Source organism: Bacteroides sp. Marseille-P3684 (genome assembly GCF_900291465.1).
In the GTDB taxonomy this organism is placed as follows: Bacteria; Bacteroidota; Bacteroidia; order Bacteroidales; family Bacteroidaceae; genus Phocaeicola_A.
The window spans coordinates 2,244,156-2,268,200 of sequence record NZ_LT985808.1 but is presented as its reverse complement, the minus strand read 5'-3'; the positions used below and the strand labels follow the sequence as shown (position 1 = coordinate 2,268,200).

The window sequence follows — 24,045 nt, the reverse complement described above, 5'->3', positions numbered from 1 at the left end:
TAATATCTATGATTCGCCTTCTGTGGCTAAACACAGAAGGCGAATAAAACTATCTGAGCATACCGCCCGCACCTTCTTTTTCATCATCTGGCATCAAATCAATCAATCCACAAACTATTGGATGCAGAACATCCACCGTAGGATTGTTATTGATAGCAGCCAAACCTCTATTAATCAACTGACGTGCTCGGCTAGAATCCGTCCATCTTACAGAACCGAAACGACCATTGTAATGCTCGATAAAGCCCATACACTGATATAGCAGAGTCAAATGTACAAAGAGGGCATTTATTTGTTCAAGAACCTCACGCCCCATCTTGACATCCTTACTGTGGATGACCTGATCTGTTTGATGTCTCAATTGGTTAACAATCTGTAAGGTCTTATCGTTACCAAGGTCATTCTGAGCCTTTTCAAGTCGGTCAAATTCTTCACGTAGTTCCTTCTCGACTCGATCCCATTCGGTTGCATCATCTTGATCCTCAATTTCACGAAGAACTTCCTTAAGATGTTGCAGGACAGCTTTTTTCTCAGAACTATTAGCAGCTTCATTCTTTACTGCATCAAGCTTATTCTGCAAGTCATCTATATTCACTCCAGTGCCGCTAAGTCGGCTGATACTACGCTGAGCTTCAGCTAAATCTTTGTCAATAACCTTTGTTGCATCTTCTATCGATTGTTTCTTACTTGTATCAAGCTGTTTTTCTACAGTAGTATCTGTTGCGAGGAAATGAACTTCAAGAGTCATTTGTTCAGAAGTATCAACCTTTAACGTTACGTCTACCGAGGAATCTTCTGTGATTAATGATTCAACATCTTCACCTGTAATAACGATATCTGCAACATATTCATACAATGAAGCGCTCCTGCCTTCAGCACCCTTGAAATCATCAACCTGATAAACAGGTATCTTCAAGACATCACTTTCTACACCTGGACGCAACTTACTTGTAGTTTTTAGGTCATTAATAACTCCTACTGCTGGTACAGGTTTGTTCTTTTCCAAGCCCTTAGCCATTCTAAAGACTGGACGCTTTTTCACTTCACTCCATGTAGCGATACCGATATTATATGGAAGTGGTGCTGCTCCAACTTTAGAGCCCTGGATAATCGTTATCTCATTGGGGAAACAAGGTACTTTATTACCCTTCTCATCGTAGGCAACAATTGCAAATGAATTTGGCTTTGATTCAAGAAGATTGGCTTCTATTACATTACCAGTAGCGTCAATTTCCACCTTGCCGCTTGACCATGCTTTATCGCTTCTTTCTAATTCAACGAAAACTTTTGAATATGAGCTACCTGGTTCTAACCTTGCACTAACCCATTCTGTCTGCTCTACTGATGTTGATTCGTAACCAATTTCTAATTTGACTGTTCCTACTTTAATGTCCTTCTGGTCAACCACGGCATCCATAGTAGAAGCATATAGTGCGGCACCTGTAGCCACAGCAGTCATCGGGTCAATAGAGGTGTCAACATTGGGGGTAATTTGATCCTTCAGCATCTGTCGAATCAAGGGTGAATGAGTAGGACCTCCTACAAGAATCAGCTTATTGATTTGTGAAGAAGATAGATGGTTGCGATTTACCAATTCCTTACATATATCAACTGCTTTTTGGAAATAAGGACGCATAACATCAAACACTTCACTTTGCGAAACAGTTAAATCAAGCTCCATTTCTTCACCATCTTCATCCTCTCCCAGATCACCTAGGTTTGAAAGAATATCATACTTATCCTTGAACGAAAGCTGATTCTTTGTTTCTTCTGCAAATGTCTTCATTGCATCACGTAGAACTTCCTTCTTTTCTTCGTTATTAAGAGTTTCATCAATAACAAAGTTCTTCTGCAAATAAGGGATGATTATATTATCAACAATTGCATAGTCAAGATTCTTTCCACCAAGATAGTTGTCACCTTCAGTATCAAACACCTGCATGATACCGTCTTCTACTTTCAACAAAGCAGCGTCAAAAGTTCCACCGCCAAAGTCGAACACCATCCAGATACCATCTTTTGAATCAGTAGTTAAGCCATATGCCATAGCTGCTGCAATTGGTTCCTGAAGGAGTTCACATTTCGTAAAACCAGCCATCTTAGCCGCCTCCAATGTGGCAGTTTTTTGTCCTACCGTAAACTTAGCAGGTACAGTAATTACCACAGATGAGATATTTTCATCTGTAACAAAAGACTTCAGTGTTTTCAGGACCTCTGCAGACAGTTCTTCTGAAGAATAGTCACGACCCATATATGTACTGGTATACTTTGTATCAGTACCCATGGTACGCTTGAACTCAACATAGGCATTTGAGGCCTCTTTTTTACCAGCCTTAGACGCACGTCGTTTATCACTTTTCAAATCGTTAAAGGCGGAGTCACCGGCTTTAACGCTCTGGCGCTTGGTAAATGACACACAAGAAGGCATTGTGTCCTTAAGAACGTCTGTCTTAATAACGACAGGTTCACCTTTTTCCATTCTGCAAATAGCAGAGTTTGTAGTACCCAGGTCGATACCGTAATCAATTTTTAATCTTGCCATAATTATTGAAATAATTTTATTCTGCTTGGCTAACTTCTATCTGAGCAGCCTGGATCATTACTTGTTTATAATTAACTTGTGGCTTAATAATTCGAGAGATGATTTGCTGTCCAGGCTCTAAAGTATCATCCGTAACAAAAGTTACAGCTGCCTTCATTCCTGCTTGATAAGGTTTTCCTAGCATATCAACGATTTCATAATCATTAGCCTTGAAATTATCCTTTATTCGTTGAACACCTCTTGAAAGTTGCTTGTATCCTTTTATACTCTCGTCCATTCGAGAAAGATTCATTTCAATCTTTACTATCTCGTCTGCAACTTTAAGAGTAAGTGAATGATCAATCTCTCCGTCATCTATAGTGGTTGGAGTTGGTACTGGTTGATTACTCAACACTTCTATTAACTTATTGTCAAGTTGAATAGTTTCTTCTTGCATTTTTTCCTGAGCTTTGCGAATATTCTCTTGGGCTTGTTCCAAAGAAGACTGTGCTTTACGTACGTCATCAATTGATGTAGAACCAGACTTGAACTTCTTCATGAAAGCCCAAACAGTTGCAGCAAGTGCTAGAAGCAAAAGAAATATACCGCCCATGCCCCATATCGTTCGAGAAGACAATATTTCTTCGGTAGCTTGAACCTTGTCATTTGTTTGGTTAATACTTTCAGAAAGTTCTGTCTTGTCTGCTTTTTGATTAGACGCAAGGTCATCATAAGCAACTTGGAGACTATCTAACTTGGATTTTAATTCATTGTTTGCGGCCTCCAATGTACTTATTCGAGACTCTGCTTTCCGATTCTTGTTCGTAAGAACAATAACATCGTTTTTAATACGATTTTGAGAAGTTTGCAGTCCGCTTACTTCCTTCTTTAAAGAGGATAGCTCTTTCGACTCACTCTGAGCAAATGTACTGTTTACCAAAAACAAGCACAAAATGCCAATTGTAATTTTTCTCACATTGATAGAATTTAATTTAGTTACATTGTGCCATGCAGAATATTATAATGGCTATAATAATAGCAATAATACATCCCCAGTTTGTATCATCCGAAGAATTTGATGAGGATGTTGAACTGTATGCGGCGGCAGGACGTGATGATGGACGAGACGAATATGAAGAAGATGAAGAAGATGAAGAATATGATGACGTGTAAGTAGAAACTCCAACTTGACTACACATGCTAGAAAGAGTTCGTCTATTCTCATTGTAACGATGATTCTTAAAGTCGCTTTCCATATCGAAAGTATCCATCAGCTTAGTTGCTTGCCATGCAGAACGTAAAACAGAACGTAGCGAAGACAGAGCAGCGGCTTTATCCAATATCATGTTCATCTGGAAGGTGGGATCATTCTGAAGTGCGTTAACTTCTTCTATGACATTATGAAGGGCATTACCAACAACCTGGGTGGAAATCTTCAGGTAATATCCATTCGATGAACCTAATTTAGACTTTATACCCTGCAAGTGTGGCTTTGTGTTATTGAGTAAGTCCATTGAATAGCTTATTCTGTCTGGAAGGCGGGTAAATTTCCGCAGTTCTTCCTTAATTGCTCTATCTTCAGCAAATACTTCCGACGGAGGGAGTTCTGCAATGATTCGATTAAGAATATCTACATTCTCTTTACAACGATCTTTTGCCATTTTTCCAACAACAACAGATTGCGCATATTTCTGCAAAACCATTGCTTTGCGAGCAGCGTCAGCAGCATCTGAATCATTATAGTAATCTATACCGCATTGCAGTACTTCCAAACCGAGTTTATCCGCAATCATTTGATATTGCAAATCACCAGTAGGAACGAACTGCTTTAATTGAGCCAGGTCTGCTTTAGTACTATTCATCAATTTTGTTCCAGCATTCAAACGAGCAGTTGGACCTTTTCCTCTCGATGATTTACAAGCATCTATTGCAGATGAAAGCTTGTCTATGATAGGCTTTGTACTTTTGCTACCCACATATTCCTTCCATTCGGAATTGGTGATATAACCAAGGAATTGATTAGGATTAAACTCTTCACATATGACATTCAAAAAATCATGTGCAAGATTATCTGAAGTGGCCAAAGCATTCTCTCCTAATACCATCTTGACAAATTCATTACTGTAAGATGAATATAAAGTTTGGGCATAACTAATCGCATTTCCCAACTGATTCCTGATGAGAGCACAAACAAGAAGGTTTTGCAGTGAAGAGGCAGTTGCTTTCTTTTTCCATATTTCAACAGCTCCGTCTATGTCACCATTCGTTAATTTTCCACATGCGATTTCATCCAACTGATTGCACTTGGAAAACCAGAACTGAGCATATCGTAATTGCTCCGTAGGAAGCGTCAATTTTGAAATAGCGTCCGCAACACTTTGTTCTGTTCGCAAAACATCAGGTAAAAGGCCATTCAAATCAAGCGGAAACGTCACTGGACGGCCGACTTTCAAGAAAGCCTTCATCTTACCTTGATTTGCAACAACTTCTTTTTGAGGAGATGTTGAATAAACGCCAAGTAGGCGATATGGGTTGTTATTTATAATCTTCATTATATATATTTTTTAAAATGCTTCACCTTTTGATGCTCCTTGCAGTTGCAGATTGCCATTTTGTACAGGATATAAAGTATATTCTCCATATTGATTGTATAATTCTACAGGACCATCTTTCTGAATGTTTCCACCAGAAACGAAACCTCCTTTGACATTACCATTTTCCATATCTGGATTCCATCCCTTACCTCCATAGAAGTAAATATTGTACGTTCCATTTGGAAGATATAAACGCCCCGTATCTCCTGCCCTTACATAAATATGGTTGACGACGTCAGAGGAACCGTAATCTTTAACTATAATAACATAGTCATTTCCAGATGTCTTGAAATCCAGATAATTGTCACCTGTACGTGAACGATAATATTCCTTATAAGGTTTTGAACCTGTTTTTAATTGGTTGTTGATGTACGTTTCGTAATCGTTATCAACTGTATAAGACTCGTCATTTGTATCGTCTGTCGTTGAACTAGAAAGATAGTCTCTTCCTGAGGAATTATTCGTACTTCCATTTGTATAGGAAGAAACGTATTCTGTCTTTTGTTGTTTATCTTCCTTGGAAAGATCTTCTAAATAACCACCTAAACTACCAAGTCCAAGGGCAATTAACCCGGAAATGATTCCAATTACACATCCTTCACCTTCTTTAGAACCAATCCCTCCAAAAGCGATAAGTCCAAAAATGAAAGTAAAGACATAACAAGTAGAACTTAAACCGCTTAATCCCCAAATTAGATACACGCCAAGAAGTACTAATAAAGGAATAACTATTATAAGAGACCATTTTATAGTTTTGCTTCTTCTTTCTGCAGCCTCTTTTCGCTTCTTTTCAATGTCATCTAAACTTGTTTTGGCTTTTTTCCCTCCAGAGGTTCTAACGCCAAAGATTGACAAAACCTTACGATAGTCTTCTTCGCATTTGGCAAGTTCAAAAGCTCTTAATGAACATTTATCTATATTAATACTATTACTTTTCTCCCTAGCATATAGAGAAACAATCTCATCAGTTGTACTACAAGAACTTATGGCCCTTTCCTGTCTTTCGATTCTTGCTCTTCGTTCTTCTTCTTCTTTCTTGAATCTATTTAATTCTTCTTTCGCTTTGGCAATAAATTTACTGTTTGGATAATCGCTAATAAACTTTTGATAATCTGCTACAGTCTTACATTGCTTAAAACGCAATTCCTCAATCCGAGATTTTGCTTGTGTAACATATTTCCCTGAAGGGAATCTCTGAAGATAAGATCTATAAGAGGTTAGATTGCTACATGTTTGATAATATTCTTCATCTGTACGCAAATCCACATCAGAAGTATCTAAGTCATTACACCATCCACAGCCATATTGATACATAAAAGACAACCCAGAATCATCAAAGCCTTTACAATTGCTAATGATTCCGTGAAGTGCTTCTCTGCATTCTTTATAACGTCCTTCTTTGTATTCTGGATCCAAGTCAAACTTATCCATATACAACTGGGCACGCCAAGCAGAAATAAGCGTATTTTTCAAAGTGTTAAAATCAACATTTTGAGCTTCATTAACCTCTGCTATGACATTGCCAAGAGCATTGTTAACTATGGATGTTGATATCTTAATATAATACTGGTGAGTTTTACCTAATTTTTCCTTTATTTGAACAAGATGTGGAACACAATTCTTTATCAACTGAATAGAACATCTAATCAAATCTGGCTGTATTGCAAAAGTAGCTAAAGATGATTGAATAGCCCTATGGTTAGCCATCACCTCCAATGGAGGCAATTTGCTAATTATATCTTCAAGAATCCGAACATTTTCATCACACCTATCCTTAGCCATCTTTCCAACGACAATTGACTGTGCATATTTCTGAAGTTTCATTGCTTTGAATGCAGCGTCGTCATCATTAGAATCATTATAATAATCGATTCCACACTGAAGAATAGCCAAACCCAGCTTGTCTGCGATTATCTGGTACCTCGGATCAGATATAGACAGTTCACTCTTTAAAGAACGTAGTGGAGTGAGCGTATCAGACATTAATTTTGTACCGGCGGATAAACGAATATTCGCTCCTTTCCCCTTCGTTTCTTTAGCGACCGTTATACTGCGATCAATATCATCTATTAACGGCTTAACTATTTTACTTCCGACATACTCTCCCCAATCCTTATTGATTATATAAAGAGAAACTTCTGATGCACCAATTTCATCGCATAATACGTCAAGGAATCCATGTTCAAGGCTTTCTGACGTAACAATATTACTTTCTTTTCCTAATATCAGTTGGGCAAATTCAAACGAATATTTGCCATAGAACAAGAAAGCCAATTCAAATGCCTTAGCATAATTCCCTCTTATGAGGAATGTTATAATCCGGTTATGAACAGAAGATAGGTTTTCTTTCTTTTCCCATATTGAAATCGCCTTATCATATGAACCAGCGGAAAGGTTGTTTATAGCTATTTTATCTAACTCCGTATTTTCAATAAACCAAAATTGTGCGTAATGTATAAGATCTTTGGGAAGGGCTAATTTTGATTCTGCTTCCGCAATAGTTTCAGCAGTCCTCTTAGGAGATGGCAATATGCCATCTAAATCTGCTTGGAAAGAAATCTGACGATCAACACGTATGTTTGCTTTAATACGCGCCAAGTTGGCCACGATCTCTTTCCTTGTAGCGGTCGAAAAAACTCCTATTAGTCGGAATGGATTATGTTGAATTATATCAAGCATAATATATAAAGACAATATACTGTTATTACGGAGTGAAACAATTGATTAAACAACAAATATGCTATTAAACTATTTAATTTCTTTCGTTAGAGGTTGAACTGGCTGATTCCTGCTAACTAAAAGTTCTCGAATATCGATATTCAATAAATCAGATATCTTTGATAAAGTCTGCAAGTCAGGCTGAGTAGTATTCGTACACCACTTGGAAATGGTCACTGGATCTTTGCCCAGCTGCTCTGCTAACCACTTGTTGGTTTGACCAGCGTCTGCGAGTACCGCTTTAAGTCTATTTAAATTCTCCATGGACAATAAAATTAAATTTTGATGCAAATTTAATAAATTATCTCGTAACAACCATCAATGTCCAGAAAAATCTTCATCAGATTAACAAAAAAAGTCTCATTTCTTCAAATACTACCAGTTATTACACCTTTTCACAAAAGACAAGAATTGTATCTCACTGTTATCCCCTTTTTCTAATCATTCTTGAATGATGGCTCACTTGACCTTCTTCTGCTTTTCGAAAAATCTCCTTTCCATCCCTGTAGTAGTCCACATCCTGATACCTTACAGACTGCTTTTACTACATTCTCAATCTCTTTCCCATTCCTTCATTTATTTCATTCCACGTCACAGCCCCTTTACCTGCCAATGGACATTCATCGTTCTATATGCTCCCTGCTTATAGCGGAATGATACGCAGCCCATTCCGTGTCCTTCTCCGTCCGATGGCCATAACGTGCCCTGTCTGAGCGTTGGACAGCCGGGCATCCTCCTTTTCGTATCTGTCACTGAATTGTTCTTATTCCGACTTCCTCATCGATGACTTTTCCGGGCGAAGCGAGTCACACTTACTTTTTCCGTCGCAAAGTTAGTGCAAGCCGTATTCTGCAAGTACCAGGTGCCTTATTCCCTGAATTTTTTCAAAAACTTTTTGCTGTCTGTCCCAGCCAATAAAAACTTTTCTGGCCCAAGGGTGAAATAATTCGGTAATTCCTTGCATTCCCATACTTCCCTTGCCAACTCTGATAGCAACGTAAAAAATAAATGTTTCACTTCTAAAAATTCAAAACAATGAAAAAGATCGAGAACAATTTCGCAGTAACAGGTTTCGTAGGTAAGGATGCAGAAATCCGTCAGTTCACAACCGCTTCAGTAGCACGTTTCTCACTGGCTATCGGCCGTAACGAGAAGAACGGCGAGGAAAACAACCGCGTATCGGCTTTCATCAACGTGGAAGCATGGCGTAAGAACGAGAACGCCGAATCATTCGACAAGCTCACCAAGGGTGCAATGCTCACCGTGGAAGGTTACTTCAAGCCAGAGGAATGGAGCGATCAGGAAGGTGTCAAGCATCAGCGAGTGCTGCTGGTAGCCACCAAGTTCTATGAGACTCCCGACAAGGAGGAAGAAGCTCCTACGGAGGAGAAGAAAACTTCAAAGAAGAAGGCCAAGTGAGTCTTCTTCTTCCCTCTGCAAAGCAGATTTCCTGAATAAAGGGAAAAGAAAAGAGTTAGATTTCATTCGATTATTCACCATCAAACATTTTAGATTATGCTTTACACACACACTATCGGACGCATCGGCAAGGATTGCCAAGTCATCACAGGAACGCACGGAACGTTCTTGGCGGTTGACATAGCCGTTGATGATTACTCCAAAGGTCAGAACATCACTACATGGGTAAGGGTACGCAGCAGCAGGGAGAACCATGTCCGTCTGGCTGAATATCTCACCAAGGGAAGGCTCATTCTCGTGGAGGGAACTATCTCCACATCCCAGTGGAAAGACCGCCAAGGCGAGAGCCACACACAAATCTCCATCAATGCGGACAGCATCGCTTTCGTCAATGCAGGGAAGAAAGAGGAGCAGAACGACAACCCGAAGAAGGCTGCCAAGAAAGGAGCTAAGGCGAAGAACACACCCCAGCCACCGCTGGACGCTCCAGCACCTGACGAGAAGGACATGCCATTCTAACGAAGAAAGGAGGATGCAATGAGATACGCAAGGCTATTTGTTCCCTATCGTGGATATTGGGACATCAGCGTGGATTTGGATAGCATAGACGGTGACTATCATGGCTATCAGTACATCTGCATCGTATTAGGCAGTGGAGCAGAAATAACCTGCTATAGGGATGAATTTGAATTTGTAGACTAATAAAGGTGAATATGGATTGGCACATCGTATATGCAAAGTTTGACGGATGCAAAGGCTTCAAGGCTTTTGACGTTAACGAGGGAAGACAAGTCGGAAATCTGATTTACGCTTCTCTGATGGAGAACACGGAGGACACCCGGCAGAAACTACAGAAGCTGGCAGACTTGAACAAGGAGTATCACCTTGTGCTGCAACTTCGCAGGAAAGGCAGAGTGTGCTTCCAGACAAAGTAAAAGGTAACGGGCAGACTAACCATCTGCCCATAAATTCTAATCATTATGGCAAAGCAAAAGACTGAAAACAAAGAGTATAAAAGACTCTTGGAAAAACACGAGGCTCTTAACAACCTCACGGATGAAGTTCTTGACACCCGCAGGGAGCGGTTCATTCAAGAGGTCATCAACCACTATGACATGGTGGAGATAGGAACGCTCTATTTCGGTGATATGGCTATTGACGTGGAGAGCATCTACTATGACAAAGCGGAGCATCGTCTGATGGTTCATATCTCCAGCAAGGAAATGGAGGGTGACATCATCTACACTTCCCTGCAGAGGGAGAAGCAAGGCAAACTGGTGGAACTGGTATTCGAGGAAATGAAGTGCCTCGAAGAAGGTCCGACGCTGCTGGGCATGATGATTGACGGAAGCAACATCTTGTATCGAAACGTCTTCATCAAGGAGCTGAATGCCGAAGTCAAGGTGACGACCGAAGAGGTTTTTGAAGCACATATAGAGGAAGGCAGCCCCGATGAAGACAAGTTCTACTGCTATGTACCGGCAGAGGAGTTCTTCAAACTCAATGACATTGAATTTGAGAAATACGTCAACAAGAAATTCTAAAGGCAACGGGCAGACTCGCTCGACCTCTGGTCGCTTGCCAGAGCAAGAACCACCTGCCCACAATTCTTTATGATTATGGATAGTGTGACAGACAAGAAAAAGGATCAAATTAAGGCTCTGATTGAAAAAATGAAGCAGGAAGGGAAACCCATAGATTGGGCTACCATTGTACTGTGCTGAAGCCAGCGAGTCCTGCCTGGTTGGGCAGGACTTATTCATTCTCCTCTCATGGCGCATATCCCTCAGAAAGTGTCCTACGTCGGTGAAGCACAGCTGCACTGACCAAGGACACCTTCTTCGGGATGGGCAAACACGAAACGACAGGCTTCATCAGTCGAGGATGATCTCCGTTGGAGTACATGCTCTTCATCTGAATCCCGTCCATTCGCCTTTTGTTTGCCCTACTATGCCATTGACCTCATTCTTCGCTTCTGCCCTCAGGGTATCAAAGAACTACGCCCACCCGAAAGCGGAACGGCAGGACTGGTTCTGCTATTGAGCCGATGGCACGATAGCGGAACGGATGAACGGCGAGAGGACAGAGACCTTTCTCCCTGGCATCCACAAGGCTGACTACATTCTTCGCCAGCTCAGTTTGATGGCCTTTCCGAAATGGTCTTTGTTCACTCGCTTTGACGTTCATCTGGCAGCCGTACCGTTGCCGCTACCCACCGTCATTCATGTATGACTAAATTTGCATCCTGCAATTCAGCCGTTCAGTTCCATTACCATTTTCTTTCGATTTATCATATCGGCTTTGTATAGCTAGGGAATCATTTTTCTGCGAAGTTACCTTGGATTTTGCAAACTGCAAGGCGTGTTCCGTGAACAATCTTCCTTTAGGCAAATATTGCTTAAAGAGTATTCTTCACGACAGTCTTGCCTTATTTGCCCTATCCGCACTTCTGAAAGCAGAAAAATCTTCCCGCTACACAGCCGAAAGGCTTTGATAAAAGGGAAATAAAAATTTCAAGCAATATGGCAACAACGCAATTCAACAACCGACTGATTACTCCAGAGCTGACAGAGGCTCTGAGCAGTTATCCCCTGTATTCTCAGGACGCGAATAAGAAGGATGCTCTTTGCATCGCAGTGTTTTACCTTGGCAATATCCGCTGGTACATCATGGAAGGACAGCAGGAAGGCAATGACTTCACGCTCTATGGCATCGTTACTGGACTGCAAGAGACGGAATACGGCTACCAGTCTGCAACCGAAATGGCAAGTATCACCTATGATGCAAGCGAGTACGGACTTGGCACTTTGAGGACTGAGCAGGACAAGGATTTCAAGCCTTGCACCCTTGCAGAGATTGAGGACGCAGAACTGCAAGCATTCCTCTCACGGCTCTATGATAAATACTAATGTATAACCCTTAAACATATCAGATTATGAAGATTATCGTAATGGACAGCGCCAACGTGCGCATCGAGGTTTTGAACGTAGCCGACCACATGCTGGAGGACGAAATAGAATTGTTCCTTTCCAAGCACGGCTATTCGTTGAACAACATTTCTTGGATGGCAGCACCCATCGACTTTGTGCCAGTGCAGTTCCATGAGTATGACACCGACAAGGAGAACGGCGAAGAAGTTCACGTCACACGTAGCGGACGTCTGAAGGACTTTTCCATCTATGACAGTGTGCAGGAGGTGAAGCACCGTGAGCAGGAAGAACTTGCAGCAGCACTTAAACTTCATGGCGAGAAGGTGGATGATGGCTATGAATGGCACTTCGAGGGTGAATGTCCCATCGTAGCAGCCTATGACTATGACGAGCCTTGTGACGTGGTAATCCTTTCCGTCAGAGCGAACAAGGATGGAGGTCTCACCATCATAGGTGACGAGAAGAACGACCGGGGAAATGAGCATGAGATTGAGGCAGATGACATCTTTGCCGGACACATGGACTTCATCACTTCGGAGATTGGAGATTAAACGACTTCGGGAATAGGTGGCAAGGGAGCTGCCTATTCCCAATAATACACAAGCAATATGAGACAGATATTTGTTGTTTACGAGACTGACGCATGGCACAGCACAAACCATCGGGAATGTGCAGGTGTGTTCACCAGCAAATGGGCTGCCGTGAATGCCATCGTGAAGAACCACCGCATAGAGCTGGATGAGTTCTTTGACGAGGACGAGATTGAAAAGACCTCAAAGCGTGTGTTAGAAGCCGAGGCAAAGCGCAGGCTCCGCAAGGAACTGGAGTTTGCCAACCAGACGCAAGGCTATGAAACCAACTATGATATTGAGGTCTGGAATATCAATGAATGGTATCTAACTAAATATTAGGCGATATGACCAACAAGCAGAGAAAAACAATGATTGAGCAATGGGTCACTCAGATAAACCCTAAAGCCATCCTCCGTGCAGCCGATGCCCGTTGTGGGGCAAGGTATGCCGTATATGTGGTAGAGAAGCCAGGAGAGTTCGGGACAAGATGCACCGACTATCTGCCCCTAGAGCAGCTGGAGCAATACCTTCTTGGGGTATTCTATGCCAGCGAGTTTAACAGACTGATTGGAAAGAAGTCTGCATAAACCAAAGCCCTTCGAGCATCGCAAATGACTCGAAGGGCTGCTTACATTTGCCAGGACAACCCACCTCAAACAAGTTTCGAGTTTTACCCTTGGCAAAAAACAAAACGATTTCTGCCAAGTCAAATTTAACAAATCGGCCTTAATTTTAACATTAACGCCTATGGTGGAAGCATGGTGATTCGTTTCACCATACATTCCACCATCAAATCACCATGGATTCACCATTTACATTTAATAGCTATAGCTACACTTTGCTACATATTGCTACATCATCGCTACATGCTATTATTGACTTGTATCATCGTAACTTACTGTTATTCAACGCCGCTACTCATCGATACATCCTTTTACGCAATTTTGAAAGAAAAGATGTTGTTTAGGTTTTGTGTGGGGTTCTTTGTCCTTTGCCGGTGATTTCGGCAAGGTTGTAGAGGACGAGGCGGAGGTCTAAACAGGAAAAAGTTGCGATTATAGAGTCATTCAAAACATAAAACATCCGATTTTTGATGCACAAAGCAAAATAAATGGAAAAACCTTTGGTCATATCAGATTATTTTAATACTTTTGCATCGTTTTAATGGTATATTAAAATGAAGCAGAATGGTTAAAACGAAAGATATTGTCATATTAGGAAGACCCTTACAGCTGCAAGAACGAAGCAAAGCGCAGATGAAAGGTGTCACCATCGGGGACTCTCTTGCATACAAGTTCTACGATGGCGAGTTCCATGGAATGTCCCTACTTTTCGCAGAACCCAAAGGTAAGGTTGCTTCACCACGCAGTCTGTCTGTCACAGCCAGCAATCTTACTTCGCTGTTACAACGTCCCACGGTATTCTTACTGCCAACATGTCCGGCCTATGAACGGCAAAGGCTTATCGACAAGGATGTTTATTTCATCGCATCCGACAAATATGTTCATCTGCCTATGCTTCTGGCTAATGAGCGTATTCGCAAGACAAAACAGGCAAAGGCTCTGACACCAGTAGCCCAATACCTGCTGCTCTACCATTTACAGATAGAAAGTATCGAAGGACTTGCAGCACGAGACATAGAAGACAAAATGCCTTATTCATATGCAAGCATTACGCTTGGCATTACTTGCCTTGAAGACCTGGGACTGTGCAAGAAGGTAGCCGATGGTTCCAAGCGGAAAGTCATACACTTCGATAAGACGGGGAAGGATCTGTGGGAACAGGCTCAATCCGTCCTCACCAATCCTGTTGAAGAACGCATCTTCTGTGATGACCTGCTTTCAGATGAACACTACCCTGCATGTGGCATCAATGCCCTGGCACATTATACATGGCTCAACCCTGACCCGGAAAGGATCATCATGATGACTGTCAAACAGCTCCGTGAATTCAGGAGTTCTGGAACCTTGGTACGTCCTAATGAGTTCGACGGCAACATCATCATTGAGGCATGGAAATACCCGCCTGTCACCAAGATTGGTACTGAAGCCGAATGGGTGGACAGGCTATCATTGGCCGTTTCACTCCGTGAGGATGCAGACCCACGAGTGGAAGGCGAAGTTGAACGTTTAATTAATGATATAGAATGGAAGGATTAGAGAAATTCCGCGAAGCATTTGAAGCTTACTCAGAGAACTACGTTATCATCGGTGGCACGGCTTGTGACATCGCTATGACCGGGACGGCAGTACGTCCTCGTGCAACCCACGACATTGATATGATTGTCATTGTCGAAAAGATGACCGCAGACTTTGCCGAACACTTCTGGCAGTTCGTGCGTGAAGGCGGTTATCGCCCAGAAAAGCGCAAGCAGTCTGAAGGGGAAGTTCCTAAGTACGAGCTATACCGCTTTGTCAATGGCAAGCCTGACTATCCCGAAATGATTGAACTGCTGTCACGGCATCCAGACATTCTCGGCGAACCGAAGGGTCTGACCATTGAGCCGTTGCCTGTGGACGAGGAAACGTCAAGCCTGAGTGCAATCATCATGGATGATGATTTCTATCACTTCACCATCGACCACAGCAAACTGACCAACGGGCTTCGCCATGCTGACTCAGCAGCCCTCATCGCCCTGAAGTCACGTGCCTACCTCAATCTTTTGCAGGACAAGGCTAATGGCAAGCATGTCAACAGCAAGGACATAAAGAAGCATCGTTCTGACGTGCTGAAGAACGTGGTCATCATGGAAGACAGTCAGATTACGGCTCCAGAGCCAATCGTCACTTGCATAAAAGAATTTGTCGCCTCAATCAGAAATGATTGGGATGCCCTCTCAGAGCCTCTTGCAAAGGCTCTTGACCAGGATCCTTCGTTCATCGAGGCTCTGCTTGAACAATTAGATGGATTATTTGCCATAGAACAGTCATGAAGATACAGTATGCATCTGACCTCCATCTGGAGTTTGCCGACAACTGGCGATACCTGAAGGAGAATCCCCTGCAAGTGACAGGGGACATTCTCGTTCTGGCTGGCGACATCGGCTACTTGGGGGATGACAACTATACCAAACATCCCTTCTGGGACTGGGCATCGGAGAACTACCAGCAGGTAATAGCCTGTATGGGCAACCATGAGTTCTACAAGTTCTACGACATCGCAAAGCTGAACGATGGCTATTGCCTTGAAATACGTCCTAATGTTCACAGCTATTATAATGCCGTAGTACATATAGGTGACATTGACTTCATCATAACCACATTGTGGGCCAGGATTCCCCTGAAGGAGGCATATTATACGGAACAAGTGGTAAGCGACTTCCGGCGTATCATCTTCAATGGCGATATTCTCACCTTTGCTGATTTCAACCGCGAACATGAAAAGTGCCTGGCTTTCCTGAAGAACGGCGTATCAAGCAGCAAGGCCAGAAGAAAAATTGTCGTAACCCATCATGTCCCATCCTTCCAGATGCAATGCCCCAAGTTTGCCGAAAGCCAAGCTAACGGAGCTTTCACGGTTGAACTGGAAGACTACATCAAGGATAGCGGCATCGATTACTGGATATATGGCCACTCCCACTACAACGTGGATGTCGAGATAGGCAATACCAAATGTGTGTCCAATCAGTTGGGGTATGTATTTCATGGGGAGCATGAATCATTCGAGCCAGGTAAATATATCGAAGCATAACAACCCATGAAATTCTCCATGATATGTTCACTCAGTTCTCTGAAATATCTGCTCGATTCATCCAGGTGGACAAGTCAAAGGGTGTAAAACGCTTACTTTTTTCGCCACAATATATTGAGCATAAAATATCAACATTTAACGAAACATTCAACCGAATGAAAGAACAAAAGAACTTATCCTATAGTTTAAGAAAGGGGGCACATCCTTTTAAAAGCAGCTTAAACTCTATGTTTTTGCCGATTTTGAGTCAACCTGGGGCTTTTACCATCTTAACAAATGTTAATTACATTAAAAATGCGATTTTTGAAAATTATTTTGAGCAGTTTTCTCACTTTTCTACCGTTTAACACCTAACTATCTGATAATCAGCGATGTTTATTTCCTGCATCGGTAAATAGGTAGCGATTACCAACGATTAGCATCTATCATCATTGACCAATAAGGCGTTCATTTTGAGCGCCTTTTGTTTTTCTCTTGTCAGCGTTAGAGGACGTTGATAAGCCTTTTTCGGCTCATTTTTGTACCACATTTGTTACTCGCTTGTTTGACTTTGAAAAACGTGTAGATAGGTAATGGAGAAACTTTACGCCATTTTACGCGGTTTTACGGGAATTTACAAGAATAATGGAGAAATAAAGACGAAATAAAATGAGCAGTAACTTGAAAATCAAAAGAATTTGTGCATGGTGCGGTAAGGAGTTTATCGCACAGAAAACGACTACCGCATGTTGTTCCAAACAATGTGCCAACGCACTCTATAAAAAGAGGAAGCGTGATGAAGCAATTAAGACCAACAATCAAATCGTGGAGAAGAAGATTGAGGAGAAGCCTATTGAAAGAATTAAAGACAAGCCTTTCCTCACTATCACCGAAACAGCTATTTACCTTGGAGTAACCCGGCCAACAGTTTACGGTTACATCAAAAGAGGTGAATTAAACGCCATTCGATTAGGTTTCAAATACCTTTTGAAGAAAGAGGATATTGATAAGTTGTTCCATACTCCAATAGAGTTCCATACTCCGACAAAAGAGAAGTCTCCCATCACCGACTTCTACACCACCGCCGAAGTCAAAGAGAAATACCATGTCAATGAATCGTGGATATTCGTTATCGCCAAGAAGCATAACATTCCACGAACCTTCAACCGCGGCAAGACCTATTGGAGCAAGAAACATATAGACGCTTACTTTGCAAAGAAAGCTCCGAACCCTGACATCACCGAATGGTATAGCACACAGGATATGCAGGACAAATTCGGCATGACCATGTCCGCCATCTACAATTTCGCCTCAAAGAACGCCATCCCGAAAAAGAAGGAGGGTATCATGGTGTACTATTCGAAGAAGCACGTGGATATAGCCAAAGGAATATCCCAACCGGAAGAAACCCTGTATTATACCGTAGCGGAAGCGATGGAGAAGTTCCACCTCACGCGCGACCAGCTTTACCATTATGTGAAATGGCACCACATTGCTAAGGTCAAGAAAGGGAAATACACCTTCATCAACCGGGCTGAATTGGACAAACTTCTTGCCCCTCCAAAGATTGAATGACTATTTTCTGGTTATCCTCCGGTGATGTTGTTCGCCATTCTATCACCCGATTTCTTTGTGTCCAAAACAAATGTAAAACTCTAAATATCATCAGTTATGAATCACACCTGTACAAAAGTGACCGTTCGCCAAAGAGCGATTCGCAATGACCGTTTTTCTTTGTATCTGGATTATTATCCGGCAGTGCGCAACCCCGAAACAATGCAGATGAGCCGCAGGGAATATCTCGGCATCTACATTTATGCTCATCCTAAAAATGAAATGGAAAGAGCATTCAACAATGAGATGCTGAACAAAGCGGAGGCCATCCGATGCATCCGTGTCCAATCCCTCATCAACGAAGAGTTCGGCTTCTTGGATAAGACCAAGCAGAAGGCTGACTTCCTTGCCTATTTCAAGAAGATGTGCCGCACCAAAGATGAGAAATGGACTTTCGTGTACCAGCACTTTTACAACTTCGTCAAGGGTAAATGTTCTTTCGGTGAAGTAAATGTGGATTTATGCAAGCGTTTCAGAGAATATGGTTCATCCGACATTTCGCGTGATAGTTTATTAAAGAAGAAAAACCGCTGAACAAATTGTATATTTGAATAAGCACAAACAAATGTACAGTAATGAACAGCAGTTTTCTATATCATGCTTGGGGGTTATATAACCACAAATGCACTCGTGAGGAATACAAAGGTAATACAATTATCTTACATATTGAAGCAAAAGAGCGGAAGAAAGAATGTCCTAAGTGCGGGCATCGCCAATTGGTCAAGAACGGTTTTCGAGTTCGTGACTTTATAGGACTCCCGATAGGCGGCAAAAAGGTGATAATCCGCATGAAAGTCCAACGCTATAAGTGCAAGAATCAGGATTGTGATTATGACCGTCAGGAGAGCATACCCTTTGCCACGGGTAGTTGCGGTTACACCCATCGTTTCGCAAAATATGTAGTCGACCTGTTAAGGAGCATGACCTTGAAAGACGCAGCCAATCTCCTGGGCGTATCCTGGGATACCGTCAAGGATATCCATACGCGTCATCTTGAATACCATTACGCGCCTCCCTCCCTTGAAGGAGTGGACAGCATTGGCATAGATGAATTTGCGGTCAGGAAAGGACATGTGTACAAGACAATCGTGGTTGACCTAAAGAGTGACCGTATTCTCTATGTCGGTAACGGCAAAGGAGCAGACGCCCTGGATGGCTTTTGGAAACGGATCAGAAGAAAAGGCGTTGGCATCAAGTATATTGCAACAGATCTCTCCGCCGCCTTCATCTCCTCTGTATATGAGAATTGCCCGAATGCGGTGCACGTGTTTGACCATTTCCATGTGGTAAAGCTTATGAACGAGAAACTGGATGAAATACGTAGGGTGCAATACCACATGGAAAAAGACATCAACAAACGCAAGGTGTTGAAAGGTACGCGATACCTGTTACTGAGTAATGGGGCGGATATCTTCGACAAGGAGTATAAGACACGGCTTGACAACGCGCTGGATATGAACAAGCCCCTGTCGCAGGCATACTACCTGAAAGAACAGCTCAGGGAAATCTGGATGCAGGTCAATAAGGACGATGCCGAAAGGGGCATGACGGATTGGGTAAAGCAAGCCCGGGAGAGCAAAGTGCCGCAATTGGTGAAGATGGCAACTACGGTAACGGCACACAGGACAGGCATACTCGCATGGTATGACTGCCATATATCAACCGGAAAGGTAGAAGGCATCAACAACAAGATAAAGGTCATGAAGAGAACGGCATATGGATTTAGGGATGAACAATACTTTGAATTGAGGCTATATGCACTGCATGATTGCCGCATCACGCGAAATGTCGGATGAACCGAGAATATTTGCTAAATGCCAAGCAACTCAAACACACCGACCGTCCGATTTCACTTCCTGACTTTGACAATGCGTCACCCTGCTTTATTTTTGTCTTGATCTAATGCCTCCAACAATGGTTTGATGGTCTCCTGCTGTGGTGTTGTGAATAAAGTCTCAGTATATACCGAGCCGTTGGGCAGCCTTATTCTGAGCGTCGTTATTGTCTTGGCGATTTCAAGAACCTTGTCAACGCTCATCTTCATGCCGACTTCTCTGATGACCCGTTCAAGTTCCTTATACACCTTGTAGGCTACAAAGCAGATGCAATTATGGGCCTCGATACGTTTCTCCGTAAAATGGAACATTGGACGCATCTCGAGCGTCCCTTTGCCAATACGGAAAGCCCTCTCAACCATCCAAAGGCCATGGTATTGTGATATGACCTCTTTCCCGGACAGGGTCGTATTCGTTATATACCCCTTCAGTCCATCCCAAAGACTGTCTTCTGCTATCTTTTCCTCATTGATACTTACGGTTATGTCCTTGCTGATATCGAGAAATTTGTTGTAGCCTCGCTTATTGACGTTGTCCTTGGTCAGAGTACCTTTCGCATAGGCCTTGCGGAGTCTATCGACGCCTTTGTTGCGGTTCCATGCGTTTTTCTTTGCCCGTGCATCTGAATAGCTCACAACCAGCCTCTGGCAATCATTCTTGCAACATTCAATAATGTTCCCGTCCGTCCTGTCAATTGCAAGAATCCAGTCTTTAATCTTTGGAGACTCGTTTCGGATTCTCGCCCCGATAATATACCGGTAGCCGGCGGATTCCAGCAGCTCCACATTCTTTGTGTTCATAAGGCCCGAGTCGGCCACAACGATGAAGTCTGTCAGCTTGAAGCGCTGGACAAAGTCATCGATTACGGGAATCATTGTGCGCCCCTCGTACTGGCTGCCGTTGAAGATAGAGTAGGACATCGGGTAGCCGTCCTCGCTCACCAGCAGTCCGAGGACTATCTGCGATTCTGCCATCTTGCCGTCCTTTGAGAAGCCTGCCTGACGAAGAACATCGTCCGGCTGTGGTGCGGACTCGAAGTAAAGTGTGGTCACATCGTAGAAAACGACCCCAATCCGTCCGCCGAGAATCCTCATCGTGTGCTCTACGCTTATCCGCTGGACCTTCTCGCGCTGCGTATTATACAGCTTGTCCATATAGCGGTAGATGTTATGTAACCGAACGTCTTCGTCGAAGTAGGACTTCAGATACGACGCTGTGGCAACCTTGCTCTGCGGATGACAGACCCTTGCGATGACGAGATGACGCAAAATGCTGTCCCCGATTACTCCAAAGCCAATTCTGTCGTATATGTGGCCGAGGATAACTTGTGGCGTGTTCTGGAGCGTCCTCTCGATGCGCGCAATGGTATTTCTCGCTTCTTGGAGCGCCTGAGCACTCTCGTCAAAGTCAAGTGTCATCTGACCGGAATATTCGTCTATCCATTGACGCGCTTTGACCTCAAGGCGAACAATCTCGTCGGGGGCAGACGATACTCCAATTGTCTTAAGCTCCTTGAACTTGCCACTGCTCTTGTCTGCGATAACCACGCTCACAGTGCCGCTACGGTTCTTTTTCTTGCGTACAAACATGCCATAAAGGTACTCATTTTAGGTTTGCGTCACCCGCGTCACCATGAAGATTTTCTGGAACGGCTGATTTTAAAAATGTTACAATTGTTCAAATATCAAGCTGTCAAAGTCAGGAATATTTGCTAAATGCCAAGCAACTCAAACACACCGACCGTCCGATTTCACTTAATTCAGCTTCCGGTTATTATTCGACATTCCGAGGATTATTGAAAATCGCTTACCGTGATAAGTGGCTACGCGAGAACATCAACGATTTCTTGGATAAGATTGAACCGGAGGATGTAAAAAAGGAATACCTCACATTGAAAGAAGTCAAAACAACTTGCCGCAACTCCCTGCGACATACCTGTGCTCAAAGCAGCTTCTCTTTTCGCCTGTCTAACAGGCTTACGCATCAGTGACATCCTGAAATTGCAATGGGAAGATTTTGAAATTGCTCCCGACCAAGGATATTGTCTCCGCATCCGCACACAAAAGACACAGACGGAAGCGACACTCCCTATCAGTAATGAAGCATACGAACTGTGCGGCACACCCGGTACGGGAAAAGTATTCAAAGGATTGCAACGAAGCATGACACAACATCCCCTAAAGAAATGGATCAAGCAAGCCGGAATCCAGAAGCACATCAGCTTTCATTGCTTTCGGCACTCCTATGCCGTAATTCAAATTTCTTTAGGTACAGACATTTACACCGTTTCCAAAATGCTCACTCACAAAAATGTGTCCACAACTCAAATCTATGCCGATTTGATAAATACAAAGAAGCGGGAAACAGCCAATAAAATATCACTCAAATAAAGACAAGACTTATGAAACGAGGAATCATATCTAACAACGGCTATTCCATCATAATCCCTAATGATGAGATATGGATGACTTCTTGGGAGATAGCAGACCTATTCTATGTCACACCAGTATCCATCAATCATACCATCAAACGGATTTTGAAAAAGGAAGTTCTTGTAGCATCTCAAGTACACCGATATATTTGTTTAGAGAACGGGAATCACGCAGATGTATATAACTTGGAGATGGTCATTGCCCTGTCTTTCCATTTTGACACGGGTCATTCCACCTTCTTCCGTAGATGGTTGATACGGAAAGCATCCACTCCCTACCGTACTCAAACACCGATCCTCATCCACTTACCCGGAAAGGAAGAATGCTCTTGTTGATACGAGAACCCTATAAAGCCCGATTTGGTCAAGCCATTTCGGGCTTTTTTATGCCCTCTTCAAAAAAATCATTGCCTACTCGGTACCTACTATGCAATTCTTCTTTTTGCAAATTCAGACTTTTGCGTATGGATTAGCCGAGCAATCATCTTCGTGGCAGCTTATGTCCTAGTTAACGACGCCAAATGCTGCCACGACAGAGCGAAGTGATTGGAACTCGTCTATACCAATATACTTTTGCAGGCAAACAATTAAAATTGATAGATATGAAGACAGAAGGATTGGAAAAACAGACGTTGACATTATTGGTATTCAGCGCAAATGTAATCATTGGTGCGATTGCAAGGCAAATGGTGCTCCATCATGGACTTGACGCTTTTAATGGCTATGTGGCTTTTATGGTTTGTATTCTGGTGCTGACCGCCATATACATCAACTTGCAAACATTGTTCAGGAAAATGCTATCTCCATACTTTGAAAAGTTCTTCTTGAAATTCTCATGCTATAGAGAAAGAGCCATAAGCATATCAAAGAGCGATGAAGAATCTATAGAAAAAGAAGTCGCTGTCGAAGAAACAGATGCAAACCCGCCACCAAGCCCGGACTATGAGCAGATCCGGCAATCGGTAATGAAAGACAAAGAACGTATCGAGCAAGAGAAACTTGCCACAGTTCTGACCTATACCCGTGAATCGTTCGCTCCCTATATGAAAGAGGATGATTTGGATCTGCTTTGCAAATACATCTGCCTGTTCCAAGCAGACAAAGATGTGCCAAAGATTCCCCAATCGATTAAGGTGGATTCCGCTATCCGAACCATAGACTTGATGCACTTCGGATGGAACATCGGCTATCAGTTTTCCAAAACGGGAATCCAGATTGCCACCTTCATCAAGCGGGTGTTTGCGGAAGCCTTGAAAGAAAATGAAATATTCACACTAAAGAGCAAGTTGCGGTTAGACGGGAAATGTACCATCAAGATTGATACTTCCCTGAAACAGACTGCCTGATAAGATAAACCAACTAAATATACAATATATGAAGAATGAAACTCTCACTTTTGATAAGCTGCCCGAAGCGGTAGGTTATCTGACCGAACAGGTCATCGAACTGAAAAAGATGGTGTCGGAACTTCAGCCTCCCCCATCGGACAAACGCACCTTGGTTGAAATCGAGGATGCTTGCCGTATCATCCGTAAAGCGAAAGCCACGGTGTACAGGCTGGTGCAGAAAGGCATTCTGCCTGCTTACAAGAAAGGAAAGAAGCTCTATTTCTACGAAGATGAGCTATTGACATGGATTGAAAACGGCAGAAAGGAAACATCTGCCCAAAGCTATAAAGAGATGCTTGCTGCCATGCAAAACGGAGTACGCCATAAGCCCAAATCTCGTATAAACTTCTAAAC

Annotated in this window: 23 protein-coding genes and 2 pseudogenes; 19 read left to right on the top strand and 6 right to left on the bottom strand. The window is 42.7% G+C overall.

What is annotated here, in order from left to right:
• Positions 1-49: 49 nt before the first annotated feature.
• From C8275_RS08855 to C8275_RS08835, 5 genes are all read right to left on the bottom strand, one after another.
• On the bottom strand, positions 50-2,542 hold the full coding sequence (locus C8275_RS08855) for an Hsp70 family protein (RefSeq protein WP_106484863.1): 2,493 nt from the start codon (positions 2,540-2,542) through the stop codon (positions 50-52).
• Positions 2,543-2,558: 16 nt separating this feature from the next.
• Positions 2,559-3,497, bottom strand: a complete 939-nt coding sequence (locus C8275_RS08850) for a hypothetical protein (protein ID WP_234395734.1) — start codon at positions 3,495-3,497, stop codon at positions 2,559-2,561.
• A 16-nt stretch (positions 3,498-3,513) separates the two neighbouring features.
• Complete coding sequence (locus C8275_RS08845; RefSeq protein ID WP_106484862.1) at positions 3,514-5,073, bottom strand: hypothetical protein; 1,560 nt, start codon at positions 5,071-5,073, stop codon at positions 3,514-3,516.
• A gap of 12 nt (positions 5,074-5,085) precedes the next feature.
• Positions 5,086-7,794: a hypothetical protein gene (locus C8275_RS08840; RefSeq protein WP_157948225.1), complete on the bottom strand. Its 2,709-nt coding sequence runs from the start codon at positions 7,792-7,794 to the stop codon at positions 5,086-5,088.
• Between the two features lie 69 nt (positions 7,795-7,863).
• A complete protein-coding gene (locus C8275_RS08835; RefSeq protein ID WP_106484860.1) occupies positions 7,864-8,097 on the bottom strand; it encodes a helix-turn-helix transcriptional regulator in 234 nt (77 codons plus the stop codon).
• 771 nt (positions 8,098-8,868) lie between these two features.
• Here C8275_RS08835 and C8275_RS08830 point away from each other — a divergent pair.
• From C8275_RS08830 to C8275_RS08760, 15 genes and pseudogenes are all read left to right on the top strand, one after another.
• A complete protein-coding gene (locus tag C8275_RS08830) occupies positions 8,869-9,252 on the top strand; it encodes a single-stranded DNA-binding protein (RefSeq protein ID WP_106484859.1) in 384 nt (127 codons plus the stop codon).
• A 96-nt stretch (positions 9,253-9,348) separates the two neighbouring features.
• The gene (locus C8275_RS08825) at positions 9,349-9,771 is read left to right on the top strand and encodes a single-stranded DNA-binding protein (protein ID WP_106484858.1); all 423 of its coding nucleotides are present in this window, start codon (positions 9,349-9,351) and stop codon (positions 9,769-9,771) included.
• Positions 9,772-9,965: 194 nt separating this feature from the next.
• Entirely contained in the window at positions 9,966-10,187 is a 222-nt protein-coding gene (locus tag C8275_RS08820) for a hypothetical protein (RefSeq protein WP_022149283.1), read from the top strand.
• Between the two features lie 45 nt (positions 10,188-10,232).
• Positions 10,233-10,796 carry a hypothetical protein gene (locus C8275_RS08815; RefSeq protein WP_094422160.1) on the top strand — a complete coding sequence of 188 codons (564 nt, stop codon included), beginning with the start codon at positions 10,233-10,235 and terminating at the stop codon, positions 10,794-10,796.
• Positions 10,797-11,774: 978 nt separating this feature from the next.
• Entirely contained in the window at positions 11,775-12,161 is a 387-nt protein-coding gene (locus tag C8275_RS08810; RefSeq protein WP_106484856.1) for a hypothetical protein, read from the top strand.
• 26 nt (positions 12,162-12,187) lie between these two features.
• The gene (locus C8275_RS08805; protein ID WP_106484855.1) at positions 12,188-12,733 is read left to right on the top strand and encodes a hypothetical protein; all 546 of its coding nucleotides are present in this window, start codon (positions 12,188-12,190) and stop codon (positions 12,731-12,733) included.
• A 57-nt stretch (positions 12,734-12,790) separates the two neighbouring features.
• The gene (locus C8275_RS08800) at positions 12,791-13,093 is read left to right on the top strand and encodes a hypothetical protein (protein WP_157948223.1); all 303 of its coding nucleotides are present in this window, start codon (positions 12,791-12,793) and stop codon (positions 13,091-13,093) included.
• Positions 13,094-13,122: 29 nt separating this feature from the next.
• Positions 13,123-13,341: a hypothetical protein gene (locus C8275_RS08795; RefSeq protein ID WP_103916196.1), complete on the top strand. Its 219-nt coding sequence runs from the start codon at positions 13,123-13,125 to the stop codon at positions 13,339-13,341.
• Positions 13,342-13,941: 600 nt separating this feature from the next.
• Positions 13,942-14,913, top strand: coding sequence for a hypothetical protein (locus C8275_RS08790; RefSeq protein WP_106484853.1), 972 nt, complete (start codon positions 13,942-13,944; stop codon positions 14,911-14,913).
• The gene (locus C8275_RS08785) at positions 14,901-15,686 is read left to right on the top strand and encodes a hypothetical protein (RefSeq protein WP_106484852.1); all 786 of its coding nucleotides are present in this window, start codon (positions 14,901-14,903) and stop codon (positions 15,684-15,686) included. The genes C8275_RS08790 and C8275_RS08785 overlap by 13 nt, the downstream gene beginning before the upstream one ends.
• On the top strand, positions 15,683-16,444 hold the full coding sequence (locus C8275_RS08780; RefSeq protein WP_106484851.1) for a metallophosphoesterase: 762 nt from the start codon (positions 15,683-15,685) through the stop codon (positions 16,442-16,444). Before C8275_RS08785 ends, C8275_RS08780 begins: the two co-directional genes overlap by 4 nt.
• 155 nt (positions 16,445-16,599) lie before the next feature.
• Positions 16,600-16,791: a hypothetical protein gene (locus C8275_RS08775; RefSeq protein WP_106484850.1), complete on the top strand. Its 192-nt coding sequence runs from the start codon at positions 16,600-16,602 to the stop codon at positions 16,789-16,791.
• Positions 16,792-17,092: 301 nt separating this feature from the next.
• On the top strand, positions 17,093-17,998 hold the full coding sequence (locus C8275_RS08770; RefSeq protein WP_106484849.1) for a helix-turn-helix domain-containing protein: 906 nt from the start codon (positions 17,093-17,095) through the stop codon (positions 17,996-17,998).
• A 96-nt stretch (positions 17,999-18,094) separates the two neighbouring features.
• Positions 18,095-18,520, top strand: a pseudogene (locus tag C8275_RS08765) (phage integrase SAM-like domain-containing protein); the annotation flags it as partial.
• A 92-nt stretch (positions 18,521-18,612) separates the two neighbouring features.
• Complete coding sequence (locus C8275_RS08760; RefSeq protein ID WP_106484848.1) at positions 18,613-19,833, top strand: ISL3 family transposase; 1,221 nt, start codon at positions 18,613-18,615, stop codon at positions 19,831-19,833.
• Positions 19,834-19,910: 77 nt separating this feature from the next.
• On the opposite strand, the gene C8275_RS08755 is transcribed toward C8275_RS08760, so the two are convergent.
• Positions 19,911-21,461 (bottom strand): IS1634 family transposase, encoded by a 1,551-nt coding sequence (locus tag C8275_RS08755; RefSeq protein ID WP_106484847.1) that lies wholly within the window; start codon positions 21,459-21,461, stop codon positions 19,911-19,913.
• Between the two features lie 110 nt (positions 21,462-21,571).
• On the opposite strand from C8275_RS08755, the pseudogene C8275_RS08750 reads away from it, so the two are divergent.
• The 4 genes and pseudogenes from C8275_RS08750 to C8275_RS08735 all read left to right on the top strand — a co-directional run.
• A pseudogene (locus tag C8275_RS08750) lies at positions 21,572-22,262 on the top strand (tyrosine-type recombinase/integrase); the annotation flags it as partial.
• Between the two features lie 11 nt (positions 22,263-22,273).
• Positions 22,274-22,639, top strand: coding sequence for a lipofamily protein (locus C8275_RS14845; protein WP_106484846.1), 366 nt, complete (start codon positions 22,274-22,276; stop codon positions 22,637-22,639).
• A gap of 266 nt (positions 22,640-22,905) precedes the next feature.
• Positions 22,906-23,649 (top strand): mobilization protein, encoded by a 744-nt coding sequence (locus C8275_RS08740; RefSeq protein WP_157948221.1) that lies wholly within the window; start codon positions 22,906-22,908, stop codon positions 23,647-23,649.
• Positions 23,650-23,677: 28 nt separating this feature from the next.
• Positions 23,678-24,043, top strand: a complete 366-nt coding sequence (locus C8275_RS08735; RefSeq protein ID WP_106484844.1) for a helix-turn-helix domain-containing protein — start codon at positions 23,678-23,680, stop codon at positions 24,041-24,043.
• Positions 24,044-24,045 lie beyond the last annotated feature (2 nt).